13 protein-coding genes are annotated in these 16,040 nt (G+C 39.3%); 5 read left to right on the top strand and 8 right to left on the bottom strand.

Annotated elements, in window-relative coordinates; translation table 11 throughout:
* Window positions 1-7: 7 nt before the first annotated feature.
* From uvrA to ACVWYN_RS04095, 3 genes are read right to left on the bottom strand one after another with little or no spacing between them, the layout of a single operon-like run.
* Window positions 8-2,848, bottom strand: coding sequence for an excinuclease ABC subunit UvrA (uvrA, locus tag ACVWYN_RS04105; RefSeq protein ID WP_457287555.1), 2,841 nt, complete (start codon window positions 2,846-2,848; stop codon window positions 8-10).
* A gap of 27 nt (window positions 2,849-2,875) precedes the next feature.
* Window positions 2,876-3,928 (bottom strand): 2Fe-2S iron-sulfur cluster-binding protein, encoded by a 1,053-nt coding sequence (locus tag ACVWYN_RS04100; RefSeq protein WP_457287554.1) that lies wholly within the window; start codon window positions 3,926-3,928, stop codon window positions 2,876-2,878.
* A gap of 30 nt (window positions 3,929-3,958) precedes the next feature.
* Window positions 3,959-4,750, bottom strand: coding sequence for a lytic transglycosylase domain-containing protein (locus ACVWYN_RS04095; protein ID WP_457287553.1), 792 nt, complete (start codon window positions 4,748-4,750; stop codon window positions 3,959-3,961).
* 317 nt (window positions 4,751-5,067) lie between these two features.
* On the opposite strand from ACVWYN_RS04095, the gene ACVWYN_RS04090 reads away from it, so the two are divergent.
* Together ACVWYN_RS04090 and ACVWYN_RS04085 are read left to right on the top strand one after the other, a co-directional pair.
* Window positions 5,068-6,495: a pseudouridine synthase gene (locus tag ACVWYN_RS04090; RefSeq protein ID WP_457287552.1), complete on the top strand. Its 1,428-nt coding sequence runs from the start codon at window positions 5,068-5,070 to the stop codon at window positions 6,493-6,495.
* A 4-nt stretch (window positions 6,496-6,499) separates the two neighbouring features.
* Entirely contained in the window at window positions 6,500-7,597 is a 1,098-nt protein-coding gene (locus tag ACVWYN_RS04085) for a lactonase family protein (protein ID WP_457287551.1), read from the top strand.
* Here the strand turns inward: ACVWYN_RS04085 and bshA are convergent.
* From bshA to tilS, 3 genes are all read right to left on the bottom strand, one after another.
* The gene (bshA, locus tag ACVWYN_RS04080; protein WP_457287550.1) at window positions 7,590-8,723 is read right to left on the bottom strand and encodes an N-acetyl-alpha-D-glucosaminyl L-malate synthase BshA; all 1,134 of its coding nucleotides are present in this window, start codon (window positions 8,721-8,723) and stop codon (window positions 7,590-7,592) included. The genes ACVWYN_RS04085 and bshA overlap by 8 nt on opposite strands.
* A 94-nt stretch (window positions 8,724-8,817) precedes the next feature.
* Window positions 8,818-9,300: a hypothetical protein gene (locus ACVWYN_RS04075; RefSeq protein WP_457287549.1), complete on the bottom strand. Its 483-nt coding sequence runs from the start codon at window positions 9,298-9,300 to the stop codon at window positions 8,818-8,820.
* A 91-nt stretch (window positions 9,301-9,391) separates the two neighbouring features.
* Window positions 9,392-10,735 (bottom strand): tRNA lysidine(34) synthetase TilS, encoded by a 1,344-nt coding sequence (gene tilS / locus ACVWYN_RS04070; protein ID WP_457287548.1) that lies wholly within the window; start codon window positions 10,733-10,735, stop codon window positions 9,392-9,394.
* 69 nt (window positions 10,736-10,804) lie between these two features.
* Between tilS and ACVWYN_RS04065 the strand changes: the two genes are divergently transcribed.
* Window positions 10,805-12,919, top strand: a complete 2,115-nt coding sequence (locus ACVWYN_RS04065; protein ID WP_457287547.1) for an OstA-like protein — start codon at window positions 10,805-10,807, stop codon at window positions 12,917-12,919.
* Here ACVWYN_RS04065 and rdgB read toward each other — a convergent pair.
* Window positions 12,885-13,472, bottom strand: a complete 588-nt coding sequence (gene rdgB, locus ACVWYN_RS04060) for an RdgB/HAM1 family non-canonical purine NTP pyrophosphatase (protein ID WP_457287546.1) — start codon at window positions 13,470-13,472, stop codon at window positions 12,885-12,887. The two genes, ACVWYN_RS04065 and rdgB, sit on opposite strands and share 35 nt — an antisense overlap.
* 1 nt (window position 13,473) lies before the next feature.
* A complete protein-coding gene (locus ACVWYN_RS04055) occupies window positions 13,474-13,998 on the bottom strand; it encodes a hypothetical protein (RefSeq protein WP_457287545.1) in 525 nt (174 codons plus the stop codon).
* A gap of 109 nt (window positions 13,999-14,107) precedes the next feature.
* Between ACVWYN_RS04055 and ACVWYN_RS04050 the strand changes: the two genes are divergently transcribed.
* Both ACVWYN_RS04050 and ACVWYN_RS04045 read left to right on the top strand, forming a co-directional pair.
* Window positions 14,108-14,611 carry a hypothetical protein gene (locus ACVWYN_RS04050; protein ID WP_457287544.1) on the top strand — a complete coding sequence of 168 codons (504 nt, stop codon included), beginning with the start codon at window positions 14,108-14,110 and terminating at the stop codon, window positions 14,609-14,611.
* 49 nt (window positions 14,612-14,660) lie between these two features.
* Complete coding sequence (locus ACVWYN_RS04045; protein ID WP_457287543.1) at window positions 14,661-16,037, top strand: peptidylprolyl isomerase; 1,377 nt, start codon at window positions 14,661-14,663, stop codon at window positions 16,035-16,037.
* Window positions 16,038-16,040 lie beyond the last annotated feature (3 nt).

Here is a 16,040-nt window from a genome sequence, read left to right as displayed (position 1 = left end):
CCGCTATTTAATTCATTTCTTTTTTAAGGAATTTCCCGGTAAGGCTTATCGGGTTTTGGATCAATCCTTCAGGCGTGCCCTCAAAAATGATTCTGCCACCCCCTGCACCGCCTTCTTCTCCAAGATCAATTACCCAATCGGCCACCTTAACTACATCTAAATTGTGTTCAATGACCAACACCGTATTTCCTTTGTCTACCAATTCGTTAAGTACGCCTAACAGTACATTGATGTCTTCAAAATGCAGACCAGTTGTGGGTTCATCCAAAATATAAAACGTTCTTCCTGTATCCTTTTTAGAAAGCTCAGTGGCCAGCTTAACGCGCTGTGCCTCTCCGCCGGAAAGTGTTGTAGAAGACTGACCAAGGGTAATGTAACCAAGTCCAACATCTTTCAATGTTTTTATTTTACGGTAAATGGCTGGCATGTTTTCAAAGAAATTTACAGCTTCTTCAATGCTCATGTCCAGCACATCGCTTATGGATTTACTTCTGTAACGCACCTCCAGGGTTTCCCTGTTGTAACGTTTTCCACCACATTCTTCGCAGGGTACCTGTACATCTGGAAGGAAATTCATTTCAATAACCTTCATCCCACCGCCTTGGCAGGTCTCGCATCTTCCACCTTTTACATTGAAAGAAAAGCGCCCGGGTTTGTACCCTCTTATTTTAGCCTCTGGCAATTGCACATAGAGGTTTCGGATATCTGAAAACACCCCGGTATAAGTTGATGGGTTTGACCTGGGCGTGCGCCCAATTGGTGCCTGGTCTATTTCTATTACTTTATCTATTTCTTTTAGCCCGTTAATCTTCTCATAAGGCAGCGGATGTTTCTTCGCCCTAAAAAAATGATGGTTTAGTATGGGATAAAGTGTTTCTGTGATCAAACTGGATTTACCGCTACCCGAAACGCCGGTTATGGCAATGAACTTGCCAAGGGGGAAATCTACCGATACATCCTTCAGGTTGTGCCCACTGGCTTTAATAATGGATAACTTATGCCCGTTTCCTTTTCTTCTTTTCTTTGGTATTGCAATGCCCTTCTTGCCATTCAGGTAAGCGGCGGTAAGGGTATCGGATGACAATATATCTGCTGGAGTGCCTTGTGCTACGATTTGGCCACCGTGTACACCGGCAGCCGGACCAACATCAATAACGTGATCTGCTTCCAGGATCATTTCCTTATCATGTTCTACTACCAATACGGTATTACCTAAGTCGCGCAGGTTTTTCAATGCTCCAATTAAACGTTCATTATCCCTTTGGTGCAAACCAATACTGGGCTCATCCAAAATATACATGACATTCATTAATTGCGAGCCAATCTGCGTGGCCAGCCTGATCCTTTGCGCCTCTCCGCCAGAAAGTGTACGTGCGGTACGGTCTAGTGATAAATAGGTTAACCCCACATCAGTAAGGAAGCCAATTCTAGCCCTTATTTCTTTTAAGATTTCTTTAGCAATGGTGTTTTGTCTGTCGTTTAATCTTTCTTCCAATCCCACATACCAATGCTGCAGAGAATTGATGTCCATCTCGGCCAGTTCAAAGATGTTTTTACCATCAATCTTAAAATGCAGGCTCTCTTTTTTTAGTCGCGCTCCATTACATACCGGACAGGTTTTCAGTTTTCTAAAAGCCTCCATATCCTCAACAGCACCTTCACCTTTTCGCTCTGCCTGTTCTTCTAACAGTTTAACTATACCATCAAAAGTGACCTGATAGTTTTGGACATTCCATTTGTTGTATTCAACGGCTACACTCAGTAACTCTGGACTACCATTAAGGATAACATTTATGTGTTCTTCGCCTAATTTTTCTATTGGGGTAGAGAGTGAAAAACTGTGCTTTTTAGCAAGCGCCTTTAGTACCTGGAACATCCAGATATCTCTGTATTCACCAAGCGGAGCCAAACCACCGTTAATGATGCTCAATTTAGGATTAGGAATGACTGATTCTCTGTCTATTACCAAAATATAACCTAATCCATCACAGTTCTCGCAAGCACCATAGGGCGAGTTGAAAGAAAAGCTATTGGGTTGGGGCTCATCATAAGAGATCCCTGTAGTAGGACACATCAGGAACTTGCTGAAATGGGAAACATTGTTGTCCTTATCGCTTATTTTAATGATTCCCTTACCAAGCCTCATGGCAGTTTGAAGGGAATCCTGCAAGCGTTTTGTGTCTTTTGGATCTACAATTAACCGATCTACCACTATCTCTATATCATGGATCTTATAACGGTCTACCTGCATCTTTGCGGTAATGTCCTGGATCTCTCCATCTACACGAACCTTTAAATAACCCTGTTTACGGATTTGTTCAAAGAGCTCGCGATAATGCCCTTTACGACCTTTAACTACTGGAGCGAGGATGTTTACGGGGATTTCATTGTATTTTTTGAAGATATTGACCAGGATCTGATCTTCGCTCATACGTTCCATTTTCTCTCCTGTATTGTAAGAAAAAGCTTCGCCTGTACGTGCGTAGAGCAGCCTCATAAAATCATAGATCTCGGTAATGGTACCTACTGTAGATCTGGGGTTTTTACTGGTGGTTTTTTGCTCTATAGCAATAACCGGACTCAAGCCTGAAACCTTATCTACATCCGGCCTTTCCATACCGCCCATAAATTGCCTGGAATAAGCACTGAATGTTTCCATATAGCGCCTTTGCCCCTCAGCATAAATGGTATCAAAAGCGAGCGATGATTTACCACTTCCACTTAAACCGGTAATGACAACCAGCTTGTTGCGGGGAAAAGATATATCTATATTTTTAAGGTTGTGTACCCGGGCCCCATATACTTCAACATCTTTTTGCTCACCTAGGTCGACGGTAGTTTTACTCATAATTGCAAAGATAAATATTAAAGTGTTTTACCATACAATGGTGGTGTCATTTTCGGTGGGATGACCTGTGCAAATCAGCACCCTTCCTGCCAAGATTTCATCATCCACCAATACCTCATTATAATCCATACGTACCTGCCCTTTTGTGCAGGTGGCTGTACAGGTACTACAAATACCGGCGCGACAACTGTAGGGGACATCAATTTTGTTCAACAACGCTTCCTGCAATATTGTTCTGTTATAAGGTACTTCCAGGTGGTGTATCTTCCCTCTGTTATTTAAGGTTACTGAGTAGGTGTTTTTATCGCCAACTTCTTTCTCCGTTGTATCATCTTCATCTGCCTCATCCTCTGGAAGGACAAAAGTTTCTCGCTTGATCTGGCTGATATCATACCCCATTTGTAACAAGACTATGCGGCAGGTAACCATATAATCAATTGGTCCGCAGGTATAAAACAACGCATCCTTTGCATCAAACTGCAAATATTCATGGACTAACTTTTGAATTAGAAATACGTTTAACCTGGCATACAGCAGGTTTTTGGCATGTGAGGATACGTAAATGATCTTAAACCTTTTGGAATATACAGCTTCAAGCTGATTCAGTTCCTGGTAAAAAAGGGTTTCATCAACAGAGCGGCTGCTATAGATTAGGAAAAGCTTTGATGATTTTTCTGTTGCGAGTGCCGTTTTAATAATGGAAAATATAGGCGTGATGCCTACCCCCGCTGCAAAGAGAAATACGGTTCGTTGTAGTTCGACTATGGGTTGGTACGTAAACAGTCCGTTAGGAGGTAATGCATGCAATAAATCGCCTATGGCCGTTTTATGATGGAGCAATCTTGAAATTTCTCCATTCTCTACCCTTTTAATGGCAATAGCCAGCGGCTCATTTAAAACAGGAGAACTGCAAATGGAGTAAGACCTGCGAATTTCCCGCTTGTGCAGGTTAAACACCAATGTGAGAAACTGCCCGGCAAGGTATTGCGGTTTACTGCTAGCTATGGTATCAAAAGTAAGGACCAGGGTTTCGCCTGGTCCGTAATTCATTTCTTTAATTCTTAATTTCAACAAACCCATAGGGCAGTAAAATAAGAAAAAAAATGATTCCTATTCTACGTTTGTTGTACTAAAAGCCGGGCGATATGCCAAGATTGCACTTGTTGCACTAAATCCATACCGTACGGGGTCTTGTACAATCTCTTTCATGGAGATTAATTTGTAGACATAGCCTCCAGTTTCAGAATTGAGGTGCATTTTAAAGTAGTTGTCCTCATTTTGCTTATTGATTTGCTTTCTCATATGGCTGTCTCCTACATTGTAGGCAGCGGCAACCAAAGTCCAGCTATCAAAAATCCCATACAATTCTTTGATGTACTTGGCCGCAGCAATGGTTGATTTGCGCAAATTGGCACGCTCATCTACTTTAGAATTAACCTTTAAACCATAGTTTCTTGCAGTTCCGGGCATGAATTGCCAAAAGCCGGATGCTCCTTTAGCAGATGTACCTGTTTTTAAACCAGATTCTACCAATGGCATGTACTTAAAATCTTCAGGAATGCCATAAGCGGCAAGTATCGGCTCAATTATAGGAAACCATTCAGCAGCCTTTCTTTGTAAACGATTGGTCTGAATTTTACTGTAATTGTAGGCAGCAAGAATTTTTTCCATTTTCCTTTCCACTTTGGCATCGCCAAGCGGAAGGGTTTCTTCTGCGAAATTTAACTTGGCCATTGTAGACAATGGCGCTATTATTTTTTGTGGTGGTGGTGTATTTTTTAATGTGGTGTCTTCTCGTTTTGAAAGACTTTTAGCTGCTTGGGGCATGTTGTAAGCAAACACTTTTGCTATAAATAGTAATGCAAAGATTACAGTAAATAGTACTATGTGTTTCTTTATCATTTTCCTCCTTTTTTTGGTTAACAATATTAAACTGCTGCAAAGATAGCGTATATTTATCTAATTATCAAGCATTTACAAGGAATAGGGATTAAATCAACGTTTAAATATGTTTAGACGGCGATTTTTAAAGCTTCAGAAAGCTAAAATCTGGTCAATTTCCTGTTCCCGGTTACGGACAATTTCAGAGCAGCCTGTATATAAGGTATTTCAAGGTATTTTAACGCAGTTCTGACAGTCACACAGTGACTTAAAATTGTGAATTTGAGCAATTTTACCTAAGTTTGTGGCCGCATATTTTATGCGGTTAATAGCGTATCATGATAAAAGACAACAATAGGAACAGTCGGGATGACAAGTCCAAACCGGGAAACCGAAGCACAACAGGCAGAAGACCAAGTGGAACAGACAGTTCCTACAAGGGCAAAAGCAAGTTTGAGGATAAAGACGGAAGAGATAAAAAAGAATACAAGCCGAGAGGCACTAGCGACTTTAAGCCAAGAGATGGCGAAAAGCGTGAGTATAAACCAAAAGAGGGAGAGCGAAGAGAATACAAGCCAAGAGATGGCGAAAAGCGTGAGTACAAACCAAGAGACGGAGAACGCAAGGAATTTAAGCCAAGAGATGGCGAAAGACGTGAGTACAAACCAAGAGAAGGAGAACGCAAGGAATTTAAGCCAAGAGATGGCGAAAGACGTGAGTACAAACCAAGAGACGGAGAACGCAAGGAATTTAAGCCAAGAGATGGTGAAAAAAAGGACTTCAGACCACGTGCCTTTAAAGAAGGTAGCTCCAGGGATATTCTGCCAGGAGAAAAACGCAGTTATATAAAGAAAGACAGTTTCGGAACAGGTGATAAACCATTCAGGAAATTTGATGACAAAAAAGGTGCAGACTCCAGAAGTACGGATAGCAGACCTTTTAGAAAAAGAGAAACCGAAGGTGACAAGCCTGCTTATCAGGATCGTGGCGAGCGAATTGAAAACAAGCCAACCATCAGGAACAAAAAAAGCGCCCCAACTAAAGATGACGGGCTGATTCGCTTGAATCGTTATATCGCCAATTCTGGCATTTGCTCACGCCGTAAAGCTGATGAGTTGATTGCAGCTGGTGTAGTTTCTGTAAACGGAGAAGCGGTATCTGAATTGGGACAAAAAGTTGATCCTTATAAAGATGAAATCCGTTACAATGGTGAACTTCTGAAAAGAGAAAAAAGAGTTTATGTTATTCTAAATAAACCTAAGGATTATATTACCACTACCGATGACCCACAAGAACGTCGTACAGTAATGCACCTGGTAGAAAAAGCCAGTAAAGAACGTATTTATCCCGTAGGAAGATTGGATAGAAATACAACAGGATTATTATTGATGACCAATGACGGAGACCTTGCTGATAAGCTTTCTCATCCTAAAAATGGCATTACTAAAATATACCATGTGGAACTGAGCAGAAACTTAAGTCAGGGTGATTTCAATAAAATCCAGTTTGGATTGGAACTGGAAGATGGTCTGATTAAGCCCGATAATGTATCTTACGTGGCAGGTGCGGGCAAAAATGAAATTGGCATACAAATCCATAGTGGTAAGAACAGAATTGTGAGAAGGATATTTGAACATCTTGGATATGACGTAGTGAAACTTGACCGAGTGGTTTATGGTAATCTAACCAAGAAAGACCTTCCGCGTGGAAAATGGCGTTTCCTGGAAGAACATGAGCTAATACAGATTAAACACCTTATAAAATAACCGAATGAAAAGATTCCTTTGCTTAATCGTTATGATGTCTGCACTCCAGCTTCAGGCCCAAAACTATAACCTGCTGATTGGCACATACACCAAGAACGGTAAAAGTGAGGGAATCTATACCTATCACTTTAATGCTCAAAATGGGGCCATAGCACCTAAAAGCGTGACGCGGAATGTTGCTAACCCTAGCTTTTTGGCTGTATCACCAGATAATAAATTTGTTTATGCTGTAAATGAATCAGGAGGCAACAGTACTGTTTCATCATTCGGCTATAACGCTATTTCAGGCGAAATGCTTCCTTTAAACAAAAAGGAAGCAAAAGGCAACGATCCTTGTTTTGTGATGGCTGATGAAACAAACGTAATCATTGCAAATTATAGTAGCGGGAGCATTGTTGTATATGGACGTGCTGCTGATGGCTCACTTACCGACCCTAAACAGGTGATCCAGCATACTGGTAAAAGTATTGATCCTGCAAGACAGACCAGTGCACATGCCCATATGGTGAAGCTTACTCCTGATAAAAAATACTTGATCTGTACAGATCTTGGTGAAGACCAAATCTACATATACAACTATAAGCCAACTGAAAGGTCTAATGTAATCAGCTTAAGTACAGTTGTTAAGACAAATCCAGGAACTGGACCAAGACACATTACTTTTAGTCCGAATGGGAAATTTGCTTATTTGGTTCATGAATTCAATGGAAGCATTACTGCCTTTACCTATAGTAATGGCAACTTACAAAAGATTCAGGAAATTACGACTACCGACAATAACTTCAAAGGCCGGATTGATGCGGCAGATATCCATGTTTCTCCGGATGGAAGGTTTCTATATGAAAGTAACCGTGGAGATGCGAATACCATTAATGTATTTTCCATATACCCTACAGGTAGGTTAAAATTTATTTCCAGCGTAAGTGCTTTGGGTAAAGGCCCGAGAAACTTTGCAATTGACCCTAGTGGAAAATTTCTTTTTGCCGCCAATCAGGGAAGCGATGAAGTAGTGATATTTAATAGAAGTAAAACCACTGGAAGACTAACTGACACCTCCAAACGGATAAAGGTAGGCAGCCCGGTGTGCATAATTTTTACCTGAACTGTCGTTCTATAACTTCGTTGTAATAATTAACATACTCCGGAAGTATCTTCTTGAGGTCGAAATCTTTGGCTCGGATGAAGGCATTGTCTTTGTATTGCTGCAGCACATCATCATCTTTCAAGATCATTACAGCCTTTTGCGCCATATCATCAACATCACCAACGTTGCTCATAAAGCCACAAAAGCCATCAATATTTAATTCTGGAAGGCCACCTGCATTAGAGGTAATTGCAGGCACTTTACATGCCATAGCTTCCAATGCAGCCAATCCGAAACTCTCAGATTCTGAAGGCATCAAAAATAAATCAGACACTGATAATATCTCTTCCACCGCATCTTGTTTACCTAGGAACCGCACGTTATCAACAATACCAAGATCACGACAAAGTTGTTCATCATAAGCACGCTCAGGTCCATCACCTACCATTAAAAGTTTAGAAGGAATCTTTGACTGTATCTTCTCAAACATGCGGATCACATCTGAAGTACGCTTAACTTTTCTAAAGTTAGAAGTATGGATCAGTATCCGCTCATTGTTGGGTGCTATTGCTTTTTTAAAATGATCTTTAGGTTTCAAACTAAACCTGCTAAAATCGATAAAATTAGGGATTACCTTAATCTCATTTGTGATTTCAAAGTGGTTTTCTGTATCCCTTCTTAAGCTTTCTGAAACAGTGGTTACACCGTCGGATTTATTAATGGAAAAAGTAACTACTGGTTTATAGGTAGGGTCTTTACCCACCAAAGTAATATCGGTACCGTGCAGGGTAGTTACAAAAGGTATATAGATACCGTAGGTCTCCAATATTTGCTTAGCCATAAAAGCAGCCGAAGCATGGGGTATGGCGTAATGTACATGCAGTATATCCAGTTTTTCAAACCTAACAACATCTACCAGTTTGCTTGCAAGTGCAGACTCATAAGGCGCATAATCAAAAAGCGGATAATCTCTTACCGATACTTCGTGATAGAAAAGATTCTCTGAAAAGAAATCAAGACGAGCAGGCTGGCTATAAGTAACAAAATGAACTTGATGGCCCTCATCAGCAAGTGCTTTACCTAGTTCAGTAGCAACAACTCCGCTACCGCCAAAAGTGGGGTAACAAACAATACCTATTTTCATAACTTAGTTTACGGGGCAAAGAACAGTACTTTAAATGATCTTTATGTTAAACAATTGCAATTATTTAAGCACGACAGGAAATGTGTGGGAATTGTTACGCTTTCATTTCTGCAAGAATAACAAGATACATCTCATTAGGTCTTTGGGTACCGATATAATATTCAAAACCATCATTATCGGTAAGTACAACCGCATCTTTTCCTGAAGAATAAAACCGGATACTACCTTTACGGTGCAAGTTGTAAACAGGATTATTAAAAAGGTAATTGCTATAAGTATCTTTTCTTACTTTTTTTATAGAATTAAGGTCGATCTCTACCCTTTTGGTCGACCATAAGCCATCGATTACAATTTTCTTATGCTCGATAACTGTGCTATATTGAATAAGAAACAGCAGTGCAATGGAAACACCAATAATTCCAAACCCGACAACCAGAAACAAATCCTGAGTATTATCTCGGTCGCGCTCGTAAACATATACCGCAAAACAAAATGCAGCCATCACCAGCCTGATACAGATCCGGATGTAATCGCGGCCGATGTATTGCTTCTCCAGAAAAGTATTGCGGTTTCCCATTTTGTTTTCTATTAGATAAAATTAAGCTGCCGTAGTTACAGAATACTTAAACTGCTGACTGGTAATAATGGAATAAAGTTACTTGTTTTAATTACGAATTGTATATTTTTTTTAATTCAAAGATAGCTACCTGATGTGTTGCTCCTGTAATCTTGTACCTGTCGTCTTGACGATATCCTGATACCCAAATGATTTCTCCATTGCCATTTAATAAAATGGGTACCTGGTCCTTTTCATGAAGGGGAACCTTTAGGTCTATTAGAAAATCGCTCAATTTTTTATGTGTTTTCATTCCCATTGGGATGAATTTATCTCCCTCCTGCCTACTACGTAAGATTAAAGGATATATGAGCAGTCGAGCGTCCACATAGCTCTTTAAAGGATCCCTTTCAAAATAAATAACGTCAGAGAATGAAATATCAAGCTGTTTATATAGAAAATTAACTGTTGTATCATGGTGATGGACAACTGTAATATCGGATTGAATTGTTGTGTTAATTTTAGATATAATAAGATTTTCGCGATCTATTATAGCACGGTGGGTAGCACTTTGATAGCTAGTGCCGCTTTGCCTATTTAGCCCCTTTAATATTTCTTCTGTAAGACTTTCAGTAAATCCATAAGGCTTTAGCAGTTCAGAAAAAAGCAGGCGTTGTGGTGTTAGGTGTTTAATAATTTGAAGAGATAAGCTTACGGTATCACCCTCAATCTTCATGAGATCTTTAGTCAGCGAATTTACTACCTGCTGCAACACCATTTCAGTTTCACTAAAGCGCTGTGCATTACGCTCAAAGGTTTGCTCTAGTTTTGGATTTAGTACCCGAAGTACTGGAACCACCTGATGCCTGATCTTATTGCGTGCATAATTAACGGTAGCATTAGAGCTGTCTTCTACGAAATCAAGATGTAGACCATGAATCAGCATCTCGACATTTGCTGGCGACAAAAACAACATTGGCCGAACCAGATAACCTCTTTTTGGAAGAATCCCATGTAAACCGGCAATACCTGTTCCTCTTGTAAGGTTAAGCAACATGGTTTCAGCAACATCTCCCTGATGGTGGGCAATGGCTATATAATCATAATTATTATGGTGGCGGGTTTCCTCAAACCATGCGTAGCGGAGGTCACGCGCTGCCATTTGCGTAGAAATTTTATGTTGAGCAGCATAATCTTTAGTATCAAAATGGGCAACAAAAAATGGCACTTCAAAAGTTGATGCAAGCATCCTCACAAAGCTTTCATCGCGCTGTGATTCATCTGCACGAAGGTTAAAATTGCAGTGTGCAATGCCGAAAGCATAACCTGCTTGTTTAAAAAGATGGGCCATTAGTACAGAATCTTTCCCACCACTTACTGCAAGCAATAGCTTGTTTGTAGTGCTAAATAACTGATGTTGATCAATATAGTCCTGAAAAGATTGAAGCGGCAGCATGGATCAAATATATAAAATGTTCGTATACTAAGGGGTGGGTAAATCCGTTATCATTGCTAACTTTGTAGCGTGCAGAGAATCTTCCTTTACATATTCTTTATTATACTTCCGATATCCATTGTTGCCCAGCAAAAAACAAAGATCATTTTGCAGGATAACCGGAGTGGTATTATGCAAGGCGGTATTTCTTATCTTAAATACCCTGTTTTTAGACATATAAATGCTACGCTGGCCTGTGATAGTGCCGTGTTTTATGAAAGCAGGAACGTATTTGAAGCCTTTAAAAACGTTCACATCAACCAGGGTGATACCATTAATATTTACTCGGACTTCCTTACCTATGACGGGAATACTAAGATTGCGCACTTAACCAGCAACGTAAGAATGGTAGATAAGGATAATATACTAACTACCAACACACTTGATTACAATATGGCCACGAAAGTGGGAACTTATATTCAAGGTGGAAAAATTGTGAATAAGGACGTTACCCTAACAAGTACCAATGGATATTATTTTTCAAACAGTCGCGATGCCTATTTCCGATACAATGTAGTGGTGGTAAGCCCGTCGAGCACCATAAAATCTGACACCTTAAGATACAATACACTAAGCAATTGGGCCTACTTTTATGGCCCCACCAATATTAAAGGAAAGGATGATAACCTCTATACAGAGAATGGTGCATACAACACAAAAACAGAGTATGCCTATTTTGGAAAGAAGAATTTATATACCAATGCCAGCAAATCCCTGAAGGGAGATAGTTTGTACTATGATGGCAAAGTTGGATATGGAAAAGCAGTTCGAAATATCATTTTCAGGGATACATCTGATAAGACAGTAATGTATGGGCAACTGGGCTATTATTATAAAAAGACAGAGCGGGCCGTGGTTACTAAGAATGCGTATGTTGGCATGGGCACGAAGGACTCGATTATGGTAAAGAAAAAGCTCCAGCCGGATAGTCTCTGGCTAGGAGCAGATACCCTTGAAACCCACATGACTTTAAAGAAAAAACTAAAGCTGATCTCTTCGCCTACCCTACAAAAAGACAATGAACTGGGTGACCCGGAATCTGAATCTAGCAGTAAATCTGCAGGTAGGGCCAAAGCTTCACCTTTACGGACAACTGCGGCGGCGAGTAAAAAACTAGTAAAGCTTGATAAAAAAATAGCCAAAGTTGTTGTTCCCGACACTTCTAAGATTACGCTGATTAAGGATAGTTTGGCTAAAAAGATAGATAGTATACCTATACTTAAGATTAAAAAAGACAGTCTTACAAAAGCAGTAATTCCACCAAAAGTGAGCGATAGTTTGGCTAAAATACTTGTTCTTAAAAAGCCCGATGGACTGATAAGCAAGACAAAGGCACTAACCATTGTTAAAGACTCATTGCCTAGCAATCCTGCGGATACCGTTAAAGCCAGGGTTATTAAAGCTTATCATAATGTAAGGGTTTATAAATCAAATATGCAAGCAGTTGCAGATTCACTATTCTATACCGCAGCAGACTCAACCCTTCGTTGGTATGGAAAGCCTATTTTATGGTCGCAAGGCTCTCAGCAAACAGGCGACACGATTTATTTGAGATTGAAGAATAACAAATTAAATACACTTCAAATCATTAAAAACAGCTTCATTGTAAATGTTAATTCAGATTCTGCTAAGTATAACCAGGTAAAGGGTAAACTGATCACTGCATTTTTTACCAATGGTGAGATTAGTAATGCTTTTGTAGATGGTAATGCGGAAAGTGTATACTATAACAGGGATAAAGACAGCGTTTATACAGATATGAACCAGACGGTAAGTAGCAGAATTAAGATTTTATTTAAGAATAAGCAGATAACTAACATCTTGGCTATTAGAGATCCAGAAGGTGTTAGAATTCCAATTGCAGAACTAAAGAATGATGTAAAATTAACAGGCTTCAGTTGGGTACCAGAATTGAGACCCCTTTCTAAAAAGGAAGTTATTACAGGGAAGCCGAAGGCAAAAACTATTGCAAAGTCTAAGACAGCTATTGCCACAAAAGCTAAATTACCCACCAAGAATACAAAAATAGCATTACCATTTCCCTTAATAACTCCTATTGCTAAGGACCTGATAAAGGTAGATAGCCTGATTAATAAAGCAGATAGTTTACTTAAGAAGCAGCCGGATCTTTTAAAAAAGCTATAAGTTTTTTCATTGCTATTGCACGATGACTAATCTGATTCTTTTCCTCCGTACTCATTTGTGCAAAAGTTCTATCATGATTCAATGGCTCAAATATTGGGTCATAGCCGAAGCCCTGTTGGCCTATTGCTTCATTCTTGATGGTTCCACTAATTAACCCTTCAAAGAAAAAATTCTGGCCATTTAAATTCAATGAAATCACAGTTTTGAAACGTGCCCTACGGTTCTCCACTCCCTCCATATTTTTCAACAACAGGTCCATGTTTTCCAGATCACCCCTGTTTCCAGAGTACCGGGCTGAATAAATACCAGGCGCATTGTTTAGTGCTTCTACTTCCAATCCACTATCATCACCAAAACAATCTAAATGATAATGCGCTACTACGTAAGAGCTTTTAAGTGCTGCATTCTCTTCAAATGTGGTTCCGGTTTCAGGAATATCAACACCACATCCTATATCTTTCAAGGTAAGAATTTTATACTTTCCATCTAGTAAATTTGATACCTCTACGGCCTTATAAGCATTATTTGTTGCAAATACGAGTTCCTTTAACACTTTAAACCTCCAAATTTTGTAATACCGCCCATAACGCTTTCTTAGTATTCATATTCTGATCAAGTTTCCGCAGTTCATCAGAAAAAATCATTTTAACATTCCCATCAATAATAATAGCATTTGATGGGTGATTATTTAAGCCAAGTTGTACCGGACCAACACCAAAAGCAAAAACCATTTTACTGGAGAAAAAAGATACCATGTCTGCTAATGTAGCGTCCTGATAATCAGCATAATTAACCAGTGCGAAATCAGCTGCAGAAAGATTGATTGATTTTACAATCTTGCGCAGCAATTCTCTACCACATTCATCACTCACGTCGTTCTCCACATCATTTACCAGCAGCAAAATATGACGGCCATTCTTACCAAGAAACTTAAACTCCAGGTCTTTGACAACCCCTACAGAAGGAGCGGTGATTTCCTGCAGCATAGGTATTACTGCGATCTGTTCGGCTACTAGGTATACATCGTCTGTAAAAAATAAGCGAAGCGCATCTGCATTTGTAGTAATTTGACTGGGCATTGTTGCTATTATGTGGTAAATCTTTTTTCTGTTAAAATTAGTTAAATATCTCATTATAGTGCCTTTATTTGTTACTTTTATGCCTTAAAATTTATACCATAGCTAGTTTGTGAGAAAAGTTTATTGCATCCTGATTCTTAGTCTTTATGGTACCTTTTGTTTTGCCCAGCATGTGGCAATTGTAAATGGAAAAGCAATTGAGGAAAAGGAGTTTATGTGGTTTTACAAAAAGAATCATGCCGGAAATAACAATGTTTCGTACCAGGACCTTTTGGCTTACCTAAACCTATATATAGATTTTAAACTAAAGGTACTGGATGCAGAAGCGCTAGAAATGGATAAGGATACTGCTTATGTAAAAGAAATAAAGAACTACGAGAACACACTTAATGAACAAAAGAGGGTATCAAAGAGAAGTCCGGAGTTTGCGTTTTTGATCAATGAATACAAAGAAGCAGTCTTGATGTTCAATATCTCGGAAAAGAAAATATGGAACGCTGCACAGGACGACAATATCCAGCAGAAGCTAGAAACTGAATGGGTATCTGAGTTAAGAAAAAAGTACCAGGTAAAGATATACCAGGAACAAATAAGGAAAATGGCAAGGCCATAAACAATTTTATATAAGTTTGCAAAATAGAATACAATTGAATAACTATACAATGAGGAAATTTTTAATACTAGCGGGCGGAATTATCTGCTTGTTTTTTAATGCGAATGCTCAGCAATCAGAAAAAAAGAATATAGATAAAGTGGTTGCAATTCTTGGTGGAAATATCATCCTGCTTTCAGAGCTTAATCAGCAATATGCGCAATACCTTAATTCAGGAAATCCAGCTAATGACAAATTCAAGTGCTACCTACTACAGCAAATGTTGGGTGCAAAACTCTTGAAACAACAAGCAGAATTAGATTCAGTATACGTAGAAGAAAATCAGGTAGATGAGGAAGTAAATAAACGTATGCGTTATCAGGTACAAAAAGCGGGCGGAGAGGAACGACTGGAGCAATTCCTAAATCGTTCCATACTACAATACAAGGATGAGATTAGGCCTGATATTAAAGAACAGCTCATTTCTCAAAAAATGCAGGCAAAGATTACTCAAGATGTAAGCGTGACACCTTTGGAAGTAAAGAGATATTTTGATTCTTACAAGAAAGACAGTTTACCAGATATAGCTACCGAATTTGAAATTGGCGAGATCGTACTACATCCTAAACTTACCAAAGCAGAGAAGCAAAAGTTCTATGATAAGATTGATGCATTCAGACTTAGGATTAAAGGTGGTGAGGATTTTGGATTTTTAGCCAAGTCTTATTCAGAAGATCCAGGTTCAGCATCTGAAGGTGGAGATCTTGGTTTCTTCGATCGTACCCGCATGTTTAAAGAATTTACGGCTTGGGCATTCAAATTAAAGGCAGGTGAGATTTCTCCCGTATTTGAAACAGAAGCGGGATACCATATCCTGCAAGTGATTGAAAGAAGAGGCGAGCAGGTTCAAGCCCGTCATATTCTTGTTCGTCCTAAAAACACTCCGGAAAGTATGGCTAGAATCAAATTGCAGGCCGATACAATCTATAAAAACCTGGTTGACAAAAAACTTCCTTTCGCTTTTGCAGCATCACAGTATTCAGATAATAAAGACTCTCAATACAATGGTGGTATGTTGTTGTATGCAGATGCTGTTACTGCGAGAACCACATTTATTCCTGCAGATAAGTTAGATCCTGCAGTATTTTTAGTAGTTGATACGATGAAGGTTGGAGAGATTTCTCGACCAGTAGCTTTTACTAGTCCTGAGGATGGCAAGGAAGGCTACAAGATTCTCTACCTTAAATCTAAAGTCCCACCACATAAAGGTAGTCTTGAACAGGATTACGCTAAGTTCAAAGAGAAAGCTCAGGAAGATAAAGTGAATCGTATGATGAGTGAGTGGTTTGAGAAAAAGAGACTAAATACTTATATTAGAATTGACAGCGACTTTGCAGATTGCGATGAATTAAAAGTTTGGACCAAAGGTGTAACTGCTAAAAATTAATAG

It is taken from the genome of Pedobacter sp. UYP24, from assembly GCF_054057295.1.
This window is presented reverse-complemented; position numbering and strand designations above follow the sequence as displayed.

What these genes read in the sequence shown, in the direction of transcription:
- tilS (WP_457287548.1), bottom strand. Translation starts at nt 10,735, where the DNA reads ATGCTGCCGCTTCAATCTTTTCAGGACTATATTGATCAACATCAGTTA.
- ACVWYN_RS04095 (WP_457287553.1), bottom strand. Translation starts at nt 4,750, where the DNA reads ATGATAAAGAAACACATAGTACTATTTACTGTAATCTTTGCATTACTA.
- bshA (WP_457287550.1), bottom strand. Translation starts at nt 8,723, where the DNA reads ATGAAAATAGGTATTGTTTGTTACCCCACTTTTGGCGGTAGCGGAGTT.
- uvrA (WP_457287555.1), bottom strand. Translation starts at nt 2,848, where the DNA reads ATGAGTAAAACTACCGTCGACCTAGGTGAGCAAAAAGATGTTGAAGTA.
- ACVWYN_RS04055 (WP_457287545.1), bottom strand. Translation starts at nt 13,998, where the DNA reads ATGCCCAGTCAAATTACTACAAATGCAGATGCGCTTCGCTTATTTTTT.
- ACVWYN_RS04085 (WP_457287551.1), top strand. Translation starts at nt 6,500, where the DNA reads ATGAAAAGATTCCTTTGCTTAATCGTTATGATGTCTGCACTCCAGCTT.
- ACVWYN_RS04045 (WP_457287543.1), top strand. Translation starts at nt 14,661, where the DNA reads ATGAGGAAATTTTTAATACTAGCGGGCGGAATTATCTGCTTGTTTTTT.
- ACVWYN_RS04075 (WP_457287549.1), bottom strand. Translation starts at nt 9,300, where the DNA reads ATGGGAAACCGCAATACTTTTCTGGAGAAGCAATACATCGGCCGCGAT.
- ACVWYN_RS04090 (WP_457287552.1), top strand. Translation starts at nt 5,068, where the DNA reads ATGATAAAAGACAACAATAGGAACAGTCGGGATGACAAGTCCAAACCG.
- ACVWYN_RS04100 (WP_457287554.1), bottom strand. Translation starts at nt 3,928, where the DNA reads ATGGGTTTGTTGAAATTAAGAATTAAAGAAATGAATTACGGACCAGGC.